Annotated in this window: 17 protein-coding genes; 6 read left to right on the top strand and 11 right to left on the bottom strand. The window is 72.9% G+C overall.

Going from position 1 to position 19,034, the window contains the following annotated elements; genetic code table 11:
- Window positions 1–58: 58 nt before the first annotated feature.
- Entirely contained in the window at window positions 59–229 is a 171-nt protein-coding gene (locus ACFWOG_RS18625) for a hydrophobic protein (protein WP_329874831.1), read from the bottom strand.
- 187 nt (window positions 230–416) lie between these two features.
- Between ACFWOG_RS18625 and ACFWOG_RS18620 the strand changes: the two genes are divergently transcribed.
- Entirely contained in the window at window positions 417–935 is a 519-nt protein-coding gene (locus ACFWOG_RS18620; RefSeq protein ID WP_380359687.1) for a DUF6584 family protein, read from the top strand.
- 641 nt (window positions 936–1,576) lie between these two features.
- Entirely contained in the window at window positions 1,577–2,809 is a 1,233-nt protein-coding gene (locus tag ACFWOG_RS18615; protein WP_380359686.1) for a sensor histidine kinase, read from the top strand.
- A gap of 35 nt (window positions 2,810–2,844) precedes the next feature.
- Here the strand turns inward: ACFWOG_RS18615 and ACFWOG_RS18610 are convergent, their stop codons facing one another.
- From ACFWOG_RS18610 to ACFWOG_RS18600, 3 genes are all read right to left on the bottom strand, one after another.
- Window positions 2,845–3,612: a hypothetical protein gene (locus tag ACFWOG_RS18610; protein ID WP_380359684.1), complete on the bottom strand. Its 768-nt coding sequence runs from the start codon at window positions 3,610–3,612 to the stop codon at window positions 2,845–2,847.
- Window positions 3,613–4,519: 907 nt separating this feature from the next.
- Window positions 4,520–5,137 (bottom strand): RNA 2',3'-cyclic phosphodiesterase, encoded by a 618-nt coding sequence (thpR, locus tag ACFWOG_RS18605; RefSeq protein ID WP_380359682.1) that lies wholly within the window; start codon window positions 5,135–5,137, stop codon window positions 4,520–4,522.
- Between the two features lie 353 nt (window positions 5,138–5,490).
- A complete protein-coding gene (locus ACFWOG_RS18600) occupies window positions 5,491–6,231 on the bottom strand; it encodes a methyltransferase domain-containing protein (protein WP_380359681.1) in 741 nt (246 codons plus the stop codon).
- 381 nt (window positions 6,232–6,612) lie between these two features.
- On the opposite strand from ACFWOG_RS18600, the gene ACFWOG_RS18595 reads away from it, so the two are divergent.
- Complete coding sequence (locus ACFWOG_RS18595; protein ID WP_380359679.1) at window positions 6,613–7,074, top strand: ribonuclease domain-containing protein; 462 nt, start codon at window positions 6,613–6,615, stop codon at window positions 7,072–7,074.
- Window positions 7,075–7,217: 143 nt separating this feature from the next.
- On the opposite strand, the gene ACFWOG_RS18590 is transcribed toward ACFWOG_RS18595, so the two are convergent.
- From ACFWOG_RS18590 to ACFWOG_RS18570, 5 genes are all read right to left on the bottom strand, one after another.
- Window positions 7,218–8,048, bottom strand: a complete 831-nt coding sequence (locus ACFWOG_RS18590) for a PhzF family phenazine biosynthesis protein (RefSeq protein WP_380359677.1) — start codon at window positions 8,046–8,048, stop codon at window positions 7,218–7,220.
- 286 nt (window positions 8,049–8,334) lie between these two features.
- A complete protein-coding gene (locus tag ACFWOG_RS18585) occupies window positions 8,335–9,318 on the bottom strand; it encodes an SDR family oxidoreductase (protein WP_380359675.1) in 984 nt (327 codons plus the stop codon).
- Window positions 9,319–9,544: 226 nt separating this feature from the next.
- Entirely contained in the window at window positions 9,545–10,489 is a 945-nt protein-coding gene (locus ACFWOG_RS18580) for an alpha/beta fold hydrolase (RefSeq protein ID WP_380359673.1), read from the bottom strand.
- A gap of 236 nt (window positions 10,490–10,725) precedes the next feature.
- Entirely contained in the window at window positions 10,726–11,640 is a 915-nt protein-coding gene (locus ACFWOG_RS18575) for an SDR family oxidoreductase (RefSeq protein ID WP_380359672.1), read from the bottom strand.
- Between the two features lie 333 nt (window positions 11,641–11,973).
- Entirely contained in the window at window positions 11,974–12,426 is a 453-nt protein-coding gene (locus ACFWOG_RS18570; RefSeq protein WP_329876646.1) for a hypothetical protein, read from the bottom strand.
- 561 nt (window positions 12,427–12,987) lie between these two features.
- Here ACFWOG_RS18570 and ACFWOG_RS18565 point away from each other — a divergent pair.
- Both ACFWOG_RS18565 and ACFWOG_RS18560 read left to right on the top strand, forming a co-directional pair.
- The gene (locus tag ACFWOG_RS18565) at window positions 12,988–13,362 is read left to right on the top strand and encodes a hypothetical protein (RefSeq protein ID WP_380359671.1); all 375 of its coding nucleotides are present in this window, start codon (window positions 12,988–12,990) and stop codon (window positions 13,360–13,362) included.
- A 569-nt stretch (window positions 13,363–13,931) separates the two neighbouring features.
- Entirely contained in the window at window positions 13,932–14,657 is a 726-nt protein-coding gene (locus ACFWOG_RS18560) for a dienelactone hydrolase family protein (protein WP_329876650.1), read from the top strand.
- Window positions 14,658–14,876: 219 nt separating this feature from the next.
- On the opposite strand, the gene ACFWOG_RS18555 is transcribed toward ACFWOG_RS18560, so the two are convergent.
- Complete coding sequence (locus ACFWOG_RS18555) at window positions 14,877–16,157, bottom strand: pyroglutamyl peptidase (protein ID WP_380359670.1); 1,281 nt, start codon at window positions 16,155–16,157, stop codon at window positions 14,877–14,879.
- Window positions 16,158–16,504: 347 nt separating this feature from the next.
- Window positions 16,505–18,037, bottom strand: a complete 1,533-nt coding sequence (locus tag ACFWOG_RS18550; RefSeq protein WP_380359669.1) for a TolB family protein — start codon at window positions 18,035–18,037, stop codon at window positions 16,505–16,507.
- Window positions 18,038–18,684: 647 nt separating this feature from the next.
- On the opposite strand from ACFWOG_RS18550, the gene ACFWOG_RS18545 reads away from it, so the two are divergent.
- A complete protein-coding gene (locus ACFWOG_RS18545; protein ID WP_380359668.1) occupies window positions 18,685–18,864 on the top strand; it encodes a hypothetical protein in 180 nt (59 codons plus the stop codon).
- Window positions 18,865–19,034: the final 170 nt, after the last annotated feature.

Genomic DNA, 19,034 nt, shown 5'->3' with positions numbered 1-19,034 from the left:
GACCCGACGCGTAAGCGTCGGGTCCCACCCCCTCCCTAGATGCGGATGTTCCTGCCGGTCACCAGCGGTACCAGCGGTGACGGCGGCCGGAGGAGTGCGTACCGCGAGCAACGAACCCGACCAGCCAGAGCACCAGGACGACGACGGCCACCCACCAGAGGATCTTCACCGCGAACCCCGCCCCGAACAGGAGCAGAGCCAGCAGCAGGACGATGAGAAGCGGAACCATGAGTCGACCTCCGTAGTCAGTGTCGGAGGACCGACTGCCCCGCTGAACAGCTCATATTCCTGGGAATCTTCCCGCCCGACGAGGGCAGACGACCCCGCCCAGGCTGCCGGCCGACGTGGCGGGCGCCCTCGCCTGCTGGTCGGTAAAGCCGTTGAGCCTGCGCCCCTCGCTCGGTGATCATCTGCTGGTGACCGTCGAGAAGACACTTGCCAACGCAGAAGCGGACCTCCGTGCGGGCCGCGTACCCATGGCTCGCCAGCGGTTACGCGGCCTGGTGTCCTCCTGCCCCACCGACCTTCAGGTGCGGTGCCGCCTGGGTGAGGTCTACCGACTGTACGGCGATGCTGCCCAGGCCGGGCGCTGGACGTATCTGCAGGCTGACCGGGACCCTGATGAGACGGCGGCGTTCGAGGCTCGGTACCCCCACCCCGTCGCCCGGATGACCGCTCTGGCGTGGCGAGGTCCCGAGGACGTGGCAGCCACCGACATCGCTCGAACACGTCTGACCGAGGTCCGTGAGTCGGCTTCAGACGCCGCGGGCCGTCCGCTTTCCTGGGGCTTCGCTCCTTCCGACGGCCGGGAGACCGAGGCAGGCAGCTCGTCCGCCGTGATCCGGGCGGTGAGCTGCACGGCCGTGATCCTCGTCGTGCTCGTGCTGGTTCTGTTCGTCGTCCTCGGCGCGGTCAGCTTCATCAGCCGGCTCTGACGGACTGCGGGGCGGCCGGGGGCAGGCGGAGCAGCGCAGGGGCCGGGCCGGAAGGACGCTTCGGGTGTCACTCTCGGAGGGGCAGCAGGTTCTCAGGCATACCGCAGGCGGTTGTTCAGATATTTCTCATCTCCAGGCCCGACCTTTGTCGTGATCATCCGGCCGAAGAGCGTCCGACCGTCGGTGACGACCGTCACCGATCGAGCCGAAGCGGGGGTGACGGGCCACCCGTTTCCACAGGTCATCAAGCACAAGATCATCCGACACCCGTGCGACTCTGCCCGCCACCGACACCAACTTCCAAGTCCTGCAAGCAAATTCAATCTAAGACGATCAGTTAGGTGGAACGGTCAGCGGTGGACGGGAAGCCGGTCGGTGAAGCGGTGGGGACGTCTCGACTGCGGGACAAGTGGCTCCGTGGGACGGCTCTGCGTAGCCGACTGGCGGTATCCGTGGCTGCGGCCGTGTCACTGGCCGTGGTGACGTGCGCGGTGACCGGCTGGTTCGTGGCACGCGAGGAGATGACCGCTCAGGTCGATCAGGCGCTGGCACGTACCTGGGCACCGAACGTGCACGCGCCGCCTCAAGCCGAGATCCGAGCGATGAACGACTGGTGCCGTGGGGTCGTCACCCAGCCGTGGATGACCAGGGACACCGTCCCCACGGTGATCTTCGCGGACGGGACGTCCTGTCCGCCGAACGAATCCCGGTCCGTGGAAGTCACGGACGGCGACCTGCCGGTGGCGGGCAGCGGGACGAGCGAAGCCGGCGCACGCTCCTACTTCCGCAACGGGCGACTGGTCAACGGTGACGCCGTGCGGGTGTACGTGGTCAGCTACGGACCCGTCGTGTTCAACGGCAGGCCCACCACTGCAGCCGTCGCGCTCTCCCAACCCCTGCGCCCGGTACACGACGCGCTGTTCGGACTCGCCCTGGTCACGGCCGCCGTCGCCGCGCTGGTGATCGCGGCCTCGGCCACCGGTGCGTGGTGGCTCGCGCGAAGGGCCCTGCAGCCCGTCGACCGCCTCACCCGGGCGGCCGAGCACATCGCACGTACCCAGGAGCCGGGCACGACCATCGACGTGGCCGGCGGCGACGAGATCGCCCGCCTCGGCCGGGCGTTCAACGCCATGAGCACCGCTCTCGTCCGTTCCCGCGACAGCCAGTCGCAGCTGATCGCCGATGCCGGCCACGAGCTGCGTACCCCGCTGACCTCCTTGCGCACCAACATCGATCTGCTGGTCCGCAGCGAGGAGATCGGGCGGCCACTGCCCGAGGGCACGCGTGCCAGGGTCTTCGCCAACGTGAAGGCCCAGATGGTGGAGCTGTCCACCCTCATCGGCGACCTGCTGGTCCTCTCCCGTCCCGTGCCGGCGGTGGGTCCCGTGCCCCTGCTGGGACTGCACGACGTCGCCGCCCGCGCACTGGACCGTGCAAGGCTGCGCGGGCACTCTCTGACGTTCAACGTCGATCTTCAGCCGTGGTACGTACGGGCGGACACGCACACCCTGGAGCGGGCCGTGGTCAACCTTCTCGACAACGCGGTGAAGTTCAGTCCGGTCGGCGGAGCCGTCGATGTTTCGCTCGTCTCCGGCGTTCTCACGGTCCGTGACCACGGACCGGGCATCGCGCCTGAGGACATGCCGCACGTGTTCGACCGGTTCTGGCGCGCGCCGACCGCGCGGCAGTTGCCCGGTTCCGGCCTGGGCCTGGCGATCGTCGCCCAGGCGATCCACGACGCCGGCGGCGAGGTGTCGCTCGCCGAGGCGGCGCCCGGAGCGGACGGTGAGACGGGCGGTGCGGTCGCCACCGTGAGGCTGCCGGGCTCGCCGACACCTCCCCCGCAGGCGGCTCCAGCGCCTTCGCACCCCTGAGCCCGGCGTGGCGTGCCGGGCCGGCGTGCGAGGGGTCAGCCGGCGGTGCGGGTCAGGTCGTCCCGAGTCTCCAGGTAGGCACAGAGCTGCGCCCAGGTGGAGACTGTCCGGCCGTTGGGGGACGGGGTCAGGGCCGGGACGGGGTGTTCGCCGACCAGGACCAGCCCGGCGCTCTCCCGTTCGGCGCGGCCGTCGTCCGTGATGACCACCTCGGTCCGCTTCCACCGCGGGTGGTAGCGCCGCTCGGGGATCTCCGCCAGATCGGGCGGATCGGGGAGGTCCGGTCCGGGGTGGTCCAGGAACCGGATGACCGGGCCGGTCGAGCAGCCCGCGTCCGCCCGGCCCGCCACCCGGAGCAGGTACGTACGGCCGCTCCGCGCCCGGTACGCGTAGACCCGGCCCGGGACGGCCCGCGCGGGCTGCGGGCCACGGGCGCGAAGCGGACGTGGTTCGGGCTGGGGGCCCTCCAGCCGGGCTCTCAGCCGTCGCAGGACAGCGGCCCGCCGGCGCACTTCTGCGGCGCCGGCTTCCTGCCAGCGGTCGAGGTCGCCGCCCGCGTCCAGCAGGGCCAGGGCCTCCCGCCGGGCGGAGCCGGTCAGTCGTCCGAGCCGCGACTGGGTGTCCGCCAGGGCGAACCGGACCACGGCCCGCTCGTCCGGGTCCGCGAGTTCCTCGGCGAAGGCGCTCAGCACCCGCGCTTCGGCCTCCTGGGTGTCCGCCCCCGCTTGCAGGGCGTCGCGGTAGGCGTCGCGGACATCGCACGCGGTGTCGTCCGCGTACAGCCCTGTCCCGTCCGTTCCCACGCTCTCCGGTCCTCTCGCCGACAGCTGGCCCACGCCCGGCACGCTGGTTCTGACCGGTTCGTGGACGATCACTCGTACGAAGTCTCCCACGCCGCTCCCGCCGGCCTCCTCGTATCGAGCCGCAGGCGGGCGACGGGCAGGAGGGACTGGCCTCCACCTGCCCGGCCGACCCGTTGGCCCGGCGCCTGCTCCAGGGCTTTGAGCCGGTGCGGGCGGCGGGCCTCGTCACCGGTCGCCCCGAAAGCAACCGGCTGCCGGCGCCTCCCTGTGATGCGGTGTTCGGCGCAGTAGGCGCCGTCGGCGTGGGGGGGCTCGTCGACGTAGTAGCGCACAGATTCCCAGGGCATGGGGAGTTCTGGAAGGTCATCCAATTAATATCTCCGGACGCCAAGCGGTCGCGCTCATCAAGGGCTTACTCGTAAAGCAGCAGGGCGGAACTGGCCATCATCGGCGTCACCGGGACGCCCGCCGGTTGGCCGGCTGCCTGGAATTCTGTCGAGTATCAGCACGACCCCACTACCGCCAGCCCGCTTCTCGGCTGCTCACCCTACCTGGTCGACGGCGTATACGGGAGCATCTATAAAATCCCGAGCGCAATGCTCCAGGAGGACTGACATGACCTTTTTATTCGACAATTCAAAGGAGCCCAACCACCGGATCCCCTGATGTCGGAGGTGTCCATCACTCTTCACACAGAAGGCCACATGGCGGCAATGCGCCACCTTCGCACGAGCGCCCCACTTCTCGGACTTTTCGAGGCACGCAAGTATGTCTTGGCCATCCAGAACGGGGAGCCTCCCGCAAAGGATCTAATGCGACTCACCCGAAAGTTCGAAACCTTCACCTCTCTTCCGGTATTGCCAATTTCGGGTCCTTTAGGCTGATGGCTCAGGAGCACGTCTGACGGCTACGGCTCGGTGAGGGCGCCGTCGCCGTCTGACCGGACGGCGGCGCCGAATCGCCACGCCTCGATGTCGCGATAGTGGATCGGCCCGGGGCCACGGCCGATGTTGCTGCCGACGAGGTGGAGACGTTCGGTCCACCACGCCCGGCCCACGAACCCGCCGAGCCCGGCCGCGGCCTGCGGCACGCTGGTGGGATCGTCGCGGCGGGAGCGGGCCAGGGTCAGGTGGGGGCGCAGCGGGCGGTCCCTGAACTCGATCCCGCAGGACCTGATCAGGTCCCGGACGTCGGCGGTGAGCAGGTGCAGTCCCTCCAGGTCCCCGTCGATCCCGCTCCACAGCAGTCGCTGGTCGAAGTGGCCGCCGCCCCGAAGGCCCAGGTGCAGGGCGGAGTACGACGCGGCCGCATCGGCCAGGACCGACCTCAGGAGCGGCACCGCCCCGGAGGACAGTTCACCGAGGAAGGCCAGGGTGATGTGCCAGTCCTCGATCCGGTTCCACCGCAGCCGCGGGTACGCGGCGTAGGCGGGCTGCAGGGCCCGGGCCAGTTCGTCCTTGGCGTCGTCGGGCGGGGCCAGTGCCACGAAGACACGGAGGGTCGAGGGCTCGGGGTGATCATCCACGAAGGGGGAGGTTAGCCGAGGGCGGGTCGCCCGCGCTCGCCGGTGCCGCCGGGGCCGACGCCGACGCCGACGCCCTGATCGTCGGCCGCCACCCCACTGTGACCGCCGCACCCCCTGGGGCACATCACCGGGGTCCGGGCACCGGGATCGGGCTCCGGGGTGGGTCTCCGGGATCGGGCTTCGGGACCGAGCACCGGGGTCGGGCTCGGCGGTGGGCCGGAGCTCGGGAGTCTGCCCCGGCGTGACCCTCGACGGTGCGGCGGATCCGTCTCCCCCCTCGGAACCTCACCCGGCGTCCCTGGGGTCACCGCCGGCGCAGCCGCGGCAGACAGCTACCGGCGGGCGGCGGGCGCTCAGCTGCCCGGACGGACGGCCTCTGCCACGGCAACGACGAACCAGTGGGCCGGCAGCGCTACCCGGGTGCCGTCCGGATGGCGCTCGCTCATGGCGAGGTCGCTCTCGCCCTGGTCGAGGATCTCCAACCCGGCCTCGTGCAGCAGCTCGGGCAACTCTCCCGAAGCGACCTCGGCCGGGCGCAGTTGGTGCTTGCGGACCTGTCGAAGCTTCTCCGGCGGGCCACCGGGCCGTTCGGCGACTTGTTGGAGCACCGCCTTGGCGGCTGCGGTCGGCTCGACCACGAAACCCCGGCCGCGTCGGCCGAGCAGCAGGGCGACGGCCTCCGCGACCGGCACCCGGTCGTCCGGGTCGCTCTGGTGGAGCACGGCCCGCAGGTAGACGTTGGCCTCGCCGATTCGGTCGCCGAGTCGCCGCACCCCCGCCAGGTCGGTGAGGTCGAGCTGTTCGAACTCGGCCACTGCGTCGCGGTCCGCCCGACGGGCGTGTGCCACGGCCGCGGCGGACAGGTCGACGCCCACCGCGCGCGGGAAGTGCCCGGCCAGGTAGCGGGTCTGGGTGCCGTTGCCGCAACCGAGGTCGACGATCGGCAGCGTGCGGTCGACGTGGGCCGCGAAGAGCGCGATGTGCGGGGCCGCCGTCAGTGTCGCGTCCGCGTCCCAGAACGGCTCCCCCGGTTCTCCCGTGTTCTCGGCCCAGAAGCCCTCCCACGCGCGTACGTAGCGTTCCGAAGCACTCATCAGCAGGTCTCTCCCGTGTGTCGTGGCAGCGATGACAGCCTCCATACCGGGCCTGGCAGCGGCGGAAACCACTCGGCTCGATCCTTCACACCGCGTTCGACCCCGCGCCGGTAAAACCACCGGACGGGTGAGTCCTGGCGGGGCCGGAGGCGTCGGTCGAGCAGGGACGCGGCCCCGCCCCGGCCCGACCGGGCCATGCCCGGGGGTTGTGGGAGGTAGCGGTCCGCCGGAGCCGGCGACGGGCGCGCGGACGGATGGGCCAGCGGTTCTCGACCGGTCCGTCGAGACCTTCGAGGAACGCCCCCCCGGGCCCTCCGACTACCCCGAGCCATGCGGGTGACGCAGCGTGACAGAGCTGCCCCGCGCTCGTTCATACCGGGCATGACCACACTCAGAAGTCTGCGGCGCCTCGCCGCCGCCACCCTGCTCCTGGCTGCCGTCGTCGCCCCCTCCGTATCGCCCGCCGCGGCCGCGCCCACCGGGTCCGCCGCACACCACGCGGTGGTCCGCGCGATCGTCGAACCCCCGCTGCCCGTCGAGGAGTTCCCGCCCCAGGTCGACGAAGCGTGCCACATCTGGCGGGGGCTCGGCTGGCCGACCGCCGACCGCCCCCGCGACTACCCCGCGGGTGACGGCCTGGTGATCCGCGGCAGCAACGTCTACGGCAACCGCAGCGGCGACCTCCCCAAGGACGGCCGCTACCGCGAGTACGACGTCAACCCGCGCACCCTCGGCACCCACCGCGACGCCGAGCGCCTCGTCCGCAACCCCGACACCCGGACCGTCTGGTACACCGACGACCACTACGACAACTTCCGCGAGATCACCTCCGGCTGTTCCTGACGGACCGCGCCCCGCACCTCCCGTCCCCGGTCCCGCCCGGGTGCCCCGGCCGTGCCGGACGCGGCCCGGCCCGGGGCGGAACGGGAGGGGACGGGGCGGGGCGGGGCGGAACGGGAGTCACGTCCCCCTCCGTCCTTCGGGCGTCAGACGTGCAGGGTGCCGTCCAGGACCGTGACGGCGTTTCCGGTGAGGTGGACACGGTCGCCGCTCAGAGCCGTGCGCACCAGGCCGCTGCGTGACGACACCTGGAGGCCGGTGAGCTCCTCGCGGCCGAGTCGGGCCGACCAGTACGGCGCGAGCGTGGTGTGGGCGCTGCCGGTGACCGGGTCCTCGGGGATGCCCCTGGCCGGTGCGAAGAAGCGGGAGACGAAGTCGTGGCCCTGGGCTGCCTCGGCAGCGGGGGCCGTGACGATCACGCCGCGCAGTGCCTCGCGGGTGGTCAGCTCGGCCACGGCGTCGAAGTCCGGCCTGAGGTCCCGGACCGTGGCCTCGTCGGCGAAGACCGCCAGCAGGTCACCGAGGCCGTCGGAGCGGAAGGCGGTCTCGGGAGCGGCCCCCAAGGCGCCGGCGAGCCCGTCCGGCACGGCCACCGCGGTACCCGGGGCCGCGACCGGGAAGTCGAGTGTGATGGCACCCTCCGCGTCGGCGTGGGTGACCAGGACGCCGTGCTTCCGGCTCAGGAACCGGACGGCCCCGACGAGGCCCCTCTCGGCGCGAAGCGCGTGCGCCGTGGCGAGTGTCGCATGACCGCAGAGACCGGCCTCGACCCGCGGGGTGAACCAGCGGACGGCCCAGTCGGCCTCGGACGAAGCGGGCAGCGGAAGGGCGAACGCGGTCTCCGAGTGGTTCATCTCGGCCGCGATCCGCTGCATCCACGCATCCTGCGGCCACTGCCCGGCAGGCAGCAGACAGACGGCCGCCGGGTTCCCGGAGAAGGGGCGATCGGTGAAGGCGTCGACGACGAAGAGGCGCATGCCCGGACCGTAACGCCGCCCGGGCCCGCACCCCCAGGGCCAATCCGAGACAGGTGGCCCCCTTCCCCGCCGCGCCGCGGCGGCCCTGGCGGGGGGGCCGCGCCGATCCGCAGGCCGGGGCCCTCAGGTCCGACGATCCGTCAAAGCCCGCCGTACCGGCCGTCACACCACTCGGCGCAGGCCCGACCGGAACCGGACGACGGCAAGAACGCGGCGATCGACACGGGCGCGGGCGCGGGCGCGGGTGCGGGCGGGAACGGGCTCAACTGCCGCGGGGAGAGGTGGTTCACGGTGCCCACGGTGCGCAGCGTCGGACGTTGTGGGCGAGGGCCCGGAGGACGTCGGCGCGGGTCACCTGGGCGGGGAGGAGGCGGCTCAGGTGGGAGGGCATGTCGGGCTGGTCGGGTGGGAGGAAGCCGAGTTGGGCCACGCGGGCCATGCCGCGGGTACGCGGTTGGGGCGTGGTGGGGTCGGCCAGGAGCGGTCCGCGGGCCGGGCGGCCTGCCTCGTCGAGGAACTCGATGCAGGCCCGTTCCAGGTCGGCCGCGGTCAGCCGGGCGGGGCCGGCGGTGACCCAGTGGAGGCCGGGCGCCGTGGTGTCGCCGTCGATGAGGGCTCCGGTCAGCGCGGTGACGTAGTCGACGAGGGTCTCCATGGGGAGGATGTCGGTCCAGTGGTCGGGGCGGACGGGCAGTCCGCCGGGGCGCGCCTGGAGCATGACCGTGAACAGGGCGTGGGGGAACTGGTGTCGCGGTGGGGTGGCGGCCCGGAGGGCGGCGAACAGGAGGGCGGTCCGCACGACGGCCACGGGTTGGCCGCAGTGGGTGGCCAGTTCCTCGGCTCGGCGCTTGGAGCGGCCGTAGGCGCGCATGGAGCGGGCGGCGAGGTCGTCGCCGGTGACCTCGAAGGCGGCCGAGGCGGAGGAGAGCAGGACCACGGGGACGCGGGCGTCGTCGGCGAGTTCCAGGATTCTGCGGGTGCCTTCGGCGTTGACGGTGTCGAAGGCGGCGTGGTCGCGCGGGGCGAAGTCGGTCAGGCCCCCGCAGTGCACGACGGCGTCGATGCCGGCGGCCAGTTCGCGGCGCCGGCCGGCGTCCAGTCCCAGGCCGTCGACGGTGAGGTCGGCCTGGAGGCAGGTGGTGGCGCCTTCGGGCCGGCGGCGGTGGACGAGCGCGGTGACGTCGTGGTGGACGGCGAGTGCGGGGAGGAGGTTCGCCCCGATCACGCCGGTCGAGCCGGTGAGGAGGACGGTGGGACGGGCTGGGGTCATGGTGGCCTCGGGTGGGGAAGGGGCGGTGTGGTGCCGGGAGGGGCGGCCCGGTGGCGGAATTGGCGGCCCGCCGGCGGGGCGTCGGGACCGTGGGGCTGCGCGGCCGGTTCGCCCGCCGGCCGGGGCGGCGGATCCCGTTCGGGCCGATGCCGGCATCCGGGTGCGGGGTGAGGCGGTGGCGGTGGCGGTGGCGGTGGGGCCGGTGCGGAGCGGGTCGGGCTTCGGCTCAGGCCATCGCCGTCAGGGCGCTCGGCGCCGCCTCGGGCCTGGCGGATGCTGACGGTGCCGTGGCCGTGGCCGTGTACTCCACCGGATGGCAGTAGGAGAGGCCGTCGAGGGACTCGCCGGTCACGAAGCGGGTCAGCAGGTCCCCGGCCCGGGCCGGGAGTTCCAGGTGCATCGCATGGTCCGCGTCGTTCACCAGCACGAGGCGGGCATCGGTACAGGCCGAGGCGACCTCGCGGCACAGCTCGGGCGGAGTGAAGCGGTCGTGCTCGCCCGTGACCACCAGGACGGGCACGGTGATCGGCGGCTGCGGCGACGGCGTCTGCCGCAACAACCGCAGGGTGTTGTGGCGGTACTTCTCCCGGTCCGCGCCGACGATGTCGCGGAACATGGAGTGCAGGATGCGGCGCACCGCCGCCTGCCGGGTCACCCGCGCGCCCGGTGTGGAGCGCAGGATGACGTCGGCGCTCAGCTCGGCGAACTCCTCCATCCGCCCGTCCTCCAGCAGGTCCACGCTGCGCCTCAGGTCCTCCCGGACCGCGTCGGGGACCCACAGGAGCGGCCCCGCCAGGACCATGCTGCGTACCGCGCACGGGCGGGTCTGGGCGTAGCGGTGGGCGATGCCGGAGCCGTACGAGGCGCCGAGCACGTGCACCTGCCCGCGCCCGTGCCCGGCCGCCTCCAGGAGGTCGTGCAGGGCGCCCGCGAGGAAGTCCACGCCCAGGGCGGCGGGCAGGGTGTCGGCATCGCCCCACCCGGGCAGGTCCACGGTGAACACGTGGAACCGCTCGGCGAGCACCGCCTCGAAGCGGCCCCAGGCCGCCTTGCGCTGAAGGGCCCCGCCGATCAGCACGACCGTGTCGACGTCGGGGTCGCGGTGTCGTAGCGTGCGCCCCTCGGACCTGTATCCGCCGTAGCCGGACACCACGAACTCTTCGAAGGCCAAGACGTTCCCCTGCTCCTGCGAACCCTGGCGGCCCGGTCGGATGCGACCGTGACGTCCGCGCCGTCAGGTGCAACGATCATGGCGGGGTACGGTCACGTGGACGGCCCGGGGAATCGGGCTCGTCAAGGCGCCGGGACCGGGGCGGGCCCGCTCGCGGCGGGGGCGTGATCTCCGCGAGCGGAGCTGCGGAGGGTGTCCGCGAGCCGCCGGCGGTCGCTGGGCACCCTCCGCCGGGGTCAGTCGTCGCTCGCCCGCCCGATCCGGGTGAGGGCGGTGGCGGGCGGGGTGTGGAGGGCGAACAGGCGGGTCTTGAGGTGGTCGCTGAGCCACAGCGGCGCCGCGTACTGCAGGGCGGTGCCCAGGTGGGCGTCGAGGCCGACGGTGTACCTGCGCCGTGGGCGCGGGACGCTGAGGGCCCTGGCGATGACGCGGGCCACCGGTTGCGGCCCGCCGGCCGAGCGCTGGATGCGGGCCAGGAGGCTCGCGGTACGGTCGTGGACACCGGCGTCGGTCTGGTTGGTGGTGAGGGAGGACAGATCCTCCCGGGCGTGGTCCCAGAACGGGGTCGCGACGGTGCCGGGCTCGATCAGGACCACCTGCACGCCGTGGCGGCGGGTCTCCATGCGCAGGCTGTGCGTCGCCGCACTGAGCGCGTGCTTGCTGGCGGTGTACCAGCCGTTCATCGGCGCCGGGATCCGCGCGGAGGCGGAGGAGACGGTCACGATACGCCCCCGGCCCCGTCGGCGCATCGCGGGCAGCACCAGCGCACACATGCGCAGCGTGCCGACGACGTTGACCTCCATGATCTCGCGGATCCGGTCCTCCGGGGGGTCGGTGATCGCACCCGTCAGCGGGATGCCCGCGTTGGCGACCAGCGCGTGGGGGCCGCCGTCGGTCAGGTCGGCCGCCTGCGCGACGGCCTCGTGGCAGGAGGCCGGATCGGTGAGGTCCATGACCACCGCATGCAGCGTCAGACCTCGGTCGCGGGCGGTGCGGACGAGCGCGTCGGCCTTGTCCCGGGAGCGGGCCGTCCCGATCACGCGGTGGCCCTGGCTGGCCAGGAGCAGCGCTGTGGCCAGGCCGATCCCGCTGGTCGCGCCCGTCACCAGTACGCCGGCCGACCGACCGGGTCCGCTTGTCTGCTCGTTCACGGCTTGTTCGCTCCAGGGATAGGCGGGTGGCCGTCCCACGGCGGGCCGCCCCCGGGCAGCGTGCGACCCTGCCGGGGGAAGGTGACGGGACCGGCCCGGTGACAACGACCGTGCACCCGCCCGGGTCACACTCGGCACGGCTCGGACCCGCCCCCGTCGGCCGGCCCGCCCCCCCCCTTCGGGTTCCACTTCGCCGCCCCGGGCCCCGGTGAACACCCGATCATGTGACGGGGCAATCCCGCGGCCTCCGACTTCACGGACCTGTCCGGGGCGGTTCCGGCCTCGTGTGCCGCAACCGCCCCGGACGTGGATCCGGTGCGCAGCCGTCCGGGATCAGCAGATGTGCCAGGGACCCCAGCCGTTGTCGAAGGTGCGACCCCAGATACTGTTGTCAGCGCCCCAGGCACCGATGGTGGACGGGTTGGGCCAGGCCACCCCGTACTTCAGGTTCTCCCCGCCGAGGCTAGCCCAGGGAGCCCATGATCCTCCCGGGGTGGTCTGCCGCGAGGACCAGATCGCGTGGTCGGTGCCCAGACCGCTGACCTCCTTCCGACCGTCGGCCCATGTCACGGTCGTGACCTGACTTCCGCACAGGAGCACGCGCGAAGGGGCTCCGTAGGTGACCCAGGTGTTACAGCCGCTCACTCCGTCGTAGTAACCCGGAGCGGATCCCACTTCGAGGTCCACGTAGTGGTCGGTCGGCGTAGCGTGCACCGGCGCAGCGAGGCCGAACATTCCGGCAACGACGGCGAATAGAAGCGCGATTAAACGTACCTTCTTCTTCAAGGGTCCGCCTCTTCATTCACTCCGGGGAATCTCCTCCGGGAACTCAGAAGTCTCCCAGAGGAGTTTCGCGAATCCGTACCCCCGTGGAGGTATCTGTAAGACCTCCTCATACGGGATGCGGACGGGCACCAGTACCACCTGCCCGCACCCGTCCGCGCCTGGACACCGCCCGCGAGGTGGGCGGCCGGCGCCTTGCGAGCCCCGGAGTTCACGTCTCCCGTGCACTGGAGAAATCGGTCCGGCCGAGGCAGACGGGGTTCGATGCCACGAACCGCTGTGTCAGTGCGAAGACCTATGGTGTCGCCAGAACGGAACCACTCAGGACAAAGGGTCGAAATGGCACTGACGCCGGAGACCGACGCCTTCCGAGCCGGCGGTCGGACCCGGCGGAGACAAACCGCCTCCGGTTCTCGATCAGGCCGGGCGGGCGTCTGGCCCGGCGGCGCCTATGCTCGCTGTGCGGGCCTGCCCGAGCAGGGCTGCGGCCCCGTGGAGCCGGCTCCCCTGCGCGCCCGGCGGACAGTGGCGGACGGCACCGATCGGCTGAGAGGCGGAGGACGCATGACCCTGGAGGAAGGCCGGCGTGTCCGGCTGACGGAGGATCTCGGGATCGGCGAGGCAACCGCCGGGGAGCTCGGGACCGTCGTCGGGTTCCTGTCCCTGGGAGCCGGGATCGAGGGCACGGTCGAGGGGGTGGACGGGGAACTCCCGCAGAGCGAGGACGCCCGCGAGTACGAGCGGCTCAAGGCGCTCCTGGAGGACTACGGGCACACCATGCCGGCGGCGAGCCGAACGCGGCTGGAGGCCGAGATCGCCGCGCTGGAGCCGACCTGGGCCGCCCACCAGGAGCCGGGGGCGCGGGCGACGGTCCGGGTCCGGTGGGACAACGGCCTCGTCCTCGACCGGGCGCACCAGGACATCCTCACCCCGCTGTGAGGGTCGGCGTCCTCGCGGAGGCGACGGACCGGCTTCGCGGGCGTACAGCCGGTTGCTCGGCGCCGCGCAGGAGGCGGGCATGGACGAGGCGGGCGGGAGCGCTTCTGGCGCGTGCGCGTGAGCTTGCGCCAGTGACCCTGGGGCGCTTGGGAACCGGCAAGGCGCATCGGGCCGCCGGGCTCGAACTCGACGACCGGTGTACATCGCCGGGACCGACTGCACCACGGCCAGGCGGCAACGTGGGCCGCGCCCGGCCCACGTACGCGCTGGGCGCGGTCCGGGCGGTGAGTGGGGGGAGACTCACCGACCGGACCACGTTCCGCTCACCCGGGGCTCTTCTCACCCTGATCCCGCCGGGCAAACCCACGAGTTTCCCGCGTCGGAAGGCCCGACCGGGAGATCGGTGTCAGCGTCCCCCCTGTCCCCCGGTCAGGCCGCCGCTCGGCGGGCGGCGGACAGCGGACGGCAGGCGGCGGTGTCCGGTCGGGGATCGGCGGTCCGCAGCCGTACGTTCCGCCGACGGCGAAGTCCGGCCCGACCGGGCGCGACCGTGACTACAGTCCGGTCGCATGACGACGGTTACGACACGCACGGTCGAGTACCCGGCCGACGGCCTGACGATGATCGGGCATCTCGCGCTCCCTGCCGGTGTCGACCGCAGACCTGCGGTCCTGATAGGGCCCGAGGGGCCGGGTCTGAACGACTTCCAGCGCCGCCGGGCCGACGCCCTCGCCGAACTGGGCTACGTGGCGCTGGCCTTCGACATCAACGGCGGGCGCTGGTTCACCGACCCCCAGGAGATGCTGGCCCACACGACGCCCCTGCTCGCGGACCCGGACCGGATGCGGGACATCGGCCACGCGGCGCTCGACGTACTGCGCGCCGAGCCGCGGACCGACCCCGACCGGATCGCCGCCATCGGCTACGGCACCGGAGGTGCGATCGTGCTCGAACTCGGGCGCGACGGCGTCGACCTGCGCGCCATCGGGACCGTCAACGCGCTCACCACGGGCCGACCGGGCGAAGCCTCGCGCATCCGCTGCCCCGTGTGGGTCGGGGTCGGGTCGGAGGACCCGATCATGCCGCCCGCACAACGGGACGCCTTCACCGCCGAGATGCAGGCCGCCGGCGTCGACTGGCGCCTCGTCGTCTACGGCGGGGCACTGCACGCCTTCCACCACCCGCCGGTCGACCAGGACGTGGTCCCCGGCGTCGGCCACCACCCGCAGCACGCGCAGCGGGCCTGGCGGGACGTGGTCGCCCTGCTTGCCGAGTGCGTGCCCCTCACCGGGTGAGCGACCCCGAGCAAGCCGTACAGGCTGCCCACTCCGACGTGGCAGACACGTAGGCGCGGGCGCCCCGGGCCGGGCCGAGGTCGGCGGCGACGTCGACCCGGACGGCGGACGGCGGACGGCCGGAGCCGTACTCGGGCGAGGGCCGCGCCGACACGCCCTGTCGGCTGCCGGGCGCAGCTGACAGGGCGGCCGACGGGGCGACCGCGAAGACCCGGGCCGTCAGCCGACGATGTGCCGCAGGATGTCGAGGATCTCGGCGGTGATCGCGGCCTCGTTCTGCTCGAACACCGGCCCGGTGAGCTGCTCCGTCTGCTCCGGGAGACCGGTGAGCACGGGGGTGTGCAGGTGGCCACCGGGCAGCTGCGGGGCGAGCTCCAGCCGTAGCCGGTTGGTGCGGTAGGCCACCTCGTTGGAGAGGTAGCCCCCGCCACCACCGGCGACCGCGCGCGAACCGGGGGTCGGGCCGTCCGTCCGGTCGACCGGGCCGCTCGCCCCGGCGGGGATCTCGGTGACGGTGGTGTTGACCTTGAGCGGGTACGGCTGCTGGACGGCGGTCATCGGCCCGGTGGGCAGGCTGGTGGCGATGAACTCCGCGCCGGGACCGAGGCCGGGGGCGGTGACGGGGTGCTCGCGGGTGCCACCGGACAGCGCGCCCGTGTTGTCGGGGTACGGGTCCGCGGAGCGGGACCGGCCGGCCCAGGCCTCCAGGGTGAACAGTCCGGGGTAGCCCTGGCTGACGGTGGTGATGAGGTCCGCGGACCGGTGGCCGGGGGCGAGCCGCGGGGCGAAGGCGCGCTCGACGATGCCGCGGTCGAAGTCGCCGTAGCGGACCGGGAACAGCACCGTCTGGATCTCCGCGGGGCTGCCGTCGGCCAGGACGATCCGCCGTCCGTCCAGTTGCAGGGCCGCCGAGCCCGACGGATTGGCGCGGCGCAGCTCGGCGTCCAGACCGAACGGGTCGAACCCGCTGACGAAGATCCGGCGCACGCCCGGACGGCCGCCGAACCCGCTGTCGGCGAGTCCGCGCGAGGCGTCCTCGAAGCGCTGTCGCAGGACGGCGGCGTCGACGGCGAAGTCCGGTTTCCAGCGGCCGAGTTGCAGGGTCATGGCGACCCTGGTCCAGTACAGCGGCCGGTCGTCGACGGCCGGCAGGTCGCCGCCGGGACGGCGCCCCTGGGCGCGGTCGACGCCGGCCCGCCACAGTGCCTCGCCCCAGGCGTCGACCAGCCGGCCGGCCTGCTCGGCGGTGCGCGCGGTGCAGAGCGCTGCGGGGAACCGGCGGACGAAGTCGCCGAAGCCCCCGCGTTCGGTCAGGGCAGCGGTCCGCGGGTCCGCCCCACGTGCCTGTTCCCGGTCCGGCTGCGCGGAGTCGACGGTCCGGCAGTGGGGACGGGCCTGCTGCGCGGTACCGGCGGTGGCGGTGGCGGCGGGAGTGATCGTGGCGGCGAGTGCGCCGATGAGGGTCGCGGCGAGGGCGGCACGGCGCCGGGCGGTCGTCATGACGTGGACACTACATTCGCGCCCTCGGCTTCACCAGGGTGCCGCACCGTCACCGCCGACAGTCACGGTCGGCGGCGGCGGAGCCGGGCGGGACCCGCGGCCCAGCAGTCTTCCGCCCCGCCGCCCCGCCCACCTCTGAAGGCACGCGGTGCGGCGGCGCGGGCCCCTCGTGGAGTGCGGGGTCCGCGCCCCGCGGACCGCGCTCACGGGCTCACGGGCTCACGGGCTCACGGGCTCACAACTGTTCTGCGGTGGAGGCGAATCGGCTCGCCCCACCGCGCGGTCCTTCCACCCGGTACGCCCGCCCGCGCGGTCGATCGGTCGGCGGTGCGGACAGCGGAACGCGGTCAGTCGTCGCCGTCCTGGCCCCGGTCGTCGCCGTCGCGGTGGTGCCCGGCGGACCGGGCGAAGACCTGGTTGTCGGTGCCCGCCGGGCCGCCGGTGCCGGCGACCAGGTTGCCGCTGGTCGAGCCGAACACCACCGTGTCACCGTCGGCGTCCACGACCGGGTCGATCGAGGAACCGTTGCCGAGCGAGCCGTCCGGCGCGGTGGCGATCCGCTCGGTACGGCCGGTGCGCAGGTCGTGGCGGTAGACGTCCCAGCCCGCGTGCTGCGGCCCTGCCACCAGGTTGTCGGCGGCGGAGGTGAAGTAGAGCCAGCGGTTGTCGGCGGTGATCCGGCCGTGGTCGGACGAGCCGACCGACGCGGTGCCGGGCAGCCCCCCGCTGACCTTCGTCACGGTGCCCTTCCTGAGGTCCCGGACGTACAGCACGGTGTGGAACCGGTGGCCGTTGGTCGACCCGCCCGGCTCGGGCAGCGCGTAGATCGCACGCCGCCCGTCGGGGCTGATCGTCGCACCGAAGCTCGCGTAGCCGAGGTTGCCGTCGAGGTCGAGGCTCGCGGCGGAGATGCGGCCGGACTTCACGTCGTACGTGTAGTAGACGCCGGTCGTCGGCCGGGCGAGGCTCGTTCCCGCGCTGCGGGGCGTGGCTGCGGCGAGGCCCGGGGCCAGCTCCACGTCGGCGGGAGCGCCGCCCCCGACAGCCGCGGCGGCGACGGCAGGGGTCTCCTCGGCGGGCACCAGGTTGCCCGCGAGGGAGGTGAAGCCGATGGTGCGGCCGTCCGCGCTGATCGTCGGGTTGAGCGACATGCCGTCGCCCGGCTTGCCGTCCACCCCGCGGGTCACCAGACGGGTCTTCCCCGTCCAGCGGTCGGTGACGTAGATGTTGTAGTCCCAGGTGTAGGGCCTGGCCAGTGACGGGTCACCACCTTGCAGGTCCGGGACGAGGTCGGTCCGACTGGAGACGAAGGCCACGTACCGGCCGTTCGCACTGAGCGAGGGCGCGTACGAGGCGTGGAACCGGTCGGTGTCGGTGCTGGTGAGCCCACCGCTGACCAGCTCGGTGCGCCCGGTCCTCCGGTCGCGGACGTACACCTCGGTGCGCCCCTGGACCTGGACGCCGGGCACCACGTTCTCGGCCTCGCTGTCAAAGGCGACGTAACGGCCGTCGGCGTTGATCGCGACGTAGTCGGTGAAGCCGTCCAGCGCGTTGTCGTCGTCGGACAGGTTGACGCGCTCGGTGCGGCCCGTCCTCAGGTCGCGGACGTAGGCGTCGCGTCCGCTCTTCGCCGGCTGGGACACCAGGTTCGTGGCCCACGAGGTGAACAGGGCGTACCGGCCGTCGGCGCTGATCGCCTGGCTCCATGACTGGCTGTCCGGCACCGTGCCGTTCACCCCGACACTGATCTGGACGGTGCCGCGCAGTGCCGGGCGGGCCTGGGCGGGGGCCGCGGTCGCGGCGAGGACGGCGGCGGCGACGAGGACGCTGCCGCCACCGGCCAGCCACCGGTTGCGGACGGTACGGATGCGATGGGCCATGAGATCTGTCCTTCCCCTGGGATCACCCGGCCGGGCTCCCTCCCGGCGGCGGGCTCCAGGCGAGCCAATCGCCGGGAGGGGCGCCGGTCAACAGCCACAGGTGATCCCGGCGGAAGATACGTCAACAGACGTATACCGTCGGAGTCGCCGCCCGCAGCGGCCGTCACGGGCCGGGCCTGACCGATGGAGCGGCCCGGGGCGGCCCGGGTCAGGCGGCGAGTTGCCTGTCGGCGGCGAAGGCGGTGGCGGCCCGGGTGTAGCAGAAAGTACCCCGCAGAGTCCTCCGCGTAGCGCCAGGGCAGGGCGTTCACGTAGCCGTCGACCAGCTGGAACTGCGCCATCGCCTCGACCGGCCGCTCCGTCATGACGTAGCACCAGGCGAGCAGGTGCCGGATCTCGGCGGCGCGGGGGTGACCGGCGGGTGCCGCGTCCACGGCCCGGCGGGCGGCATCGACGGCAGCCTGCGCGTACGGGGTGGACCAGTAGGTCTCCTCCGCGCCGTCCGGCTCGTGCTCGTGCAGCGCGATCAGCCGCATCCCGGCCAGCAGGCTGCTCTCCGGGGCGGCCGTGGCCGCGCGGTCGGCGAACGCGTCGGCCTGCTTCGCGGAGCCGTGCCACTTGGCGCACCGGTACTGGACCGCCGCGTAGTGGCCCGGGTAGTTGAACTCGTCCTCACGGGTGTCAGAGACCTCGCACTCGACGGCTGGACCCACGAACCCACCACCTCGGCCACCCTCACGTCCGGCTCGGCCCTGCTCACCGGCGCCCGCCACCGCATCGCCTTCGGTACGACACCCTGCGGGTCGAACAGCTCCGCGGCTACCTGACGGGCTCCCCCTGAGGCGGGCCCACGGACGCCTGCGGACCGCCGGACCGGGGCGAGGGGCAGACCCGGCACGACCCGCCGAGCCCCCACCGACGTTTTCGTGACCGTGATTTGACGATACGTCACCAAGGTGTCCGGTCCGGGAACGGAATCCGCGTTTGCCGTATCGCG

Origin of the sequence: Kitasatospora sp. NPDC058406 (genome assembly GCF_042722765.1) — a bacterium.
Taxonomy (GTDB): Bacteria; Actinomycetota; Actinomycetes; order Streptomycetales; family Streptomycetaceae; genus Kitasatospora.
This window is presented reverse-complemented; position numbering and strand designations above follow the sequence as displayed.

Coding starts and splice junctions, on each gene's coding strand:
- ACFWOG_RS18625 (WP_329874831.1), bottom strand. CDS start 229: ATGGTTCCGCTTCTCATCGTCCTGCTGCTGGCTCTGCTCCTGTTCGGG.
- ACFWOG_RS18615 (WP_380359686.1), top strand. CDS start 1,577: ATGACCAGGGACACCGTCCCCACGGTGATCTTCGCGGACGGGACGTCC.
- ACFWOG_RS18600 (WP_380359681.1), bottom strand. CDS start 6,231: ATGAGTGCTTCGGAACGCTACGTACGCGCGTGGGAGGGCTTCTGGGCC.
- ACFWOG_RS18595 (WP_380359679.1), top strand. CDS start 6,613: ATGACCACACTCAGAAGTCTGCGGCGCCTCGCCGCCGCCACCCTGCTC.
- ACFWOG_RS18590 (WP_380359677.1), bottom strand. CDS start 8,048: ATGCGCCTCTTCGTCGTCGACGCCTTCACCGATCGCCCCTTCTCCGGG.
- ACFWOG_RS18585 (WP_380359675.1), bottom strand. CDS start 9,318: ATGACCCCAGCCCGTCCCACCGTCCTCCTCACCGGCTCGACCGGCGTG.
- ACFWOG_RS18565 (WP_380359671.1), top strand. CDS start 12,988: ATGACCCTGGAGGAAGGCCGGCGTGTCCGGCTGACGGAGGATCTCGGG.
- ACFWOG_RS18560 (WP_329876650.1), top strand. CDS start 13,932: ATGACGACGGTTACGACACGCACGGTCGAGTACCCGGCCGACGGCCTG.
- ACFWOG_RS18555 (WP_380359670.1), bottom strand. CDS start 16,157: ATGACGACCGCCCGGCGCCGTGCCGCCCTCGCCGCGACCCTCATCGGC.
- ACFWOG_RS18550 (WP_380359669.1), bottom strand. CDS start 18,037: ATGGCCCATCGCATCCGTACCGTCCGCAACCGGTGGCTGGCCGGTGGC.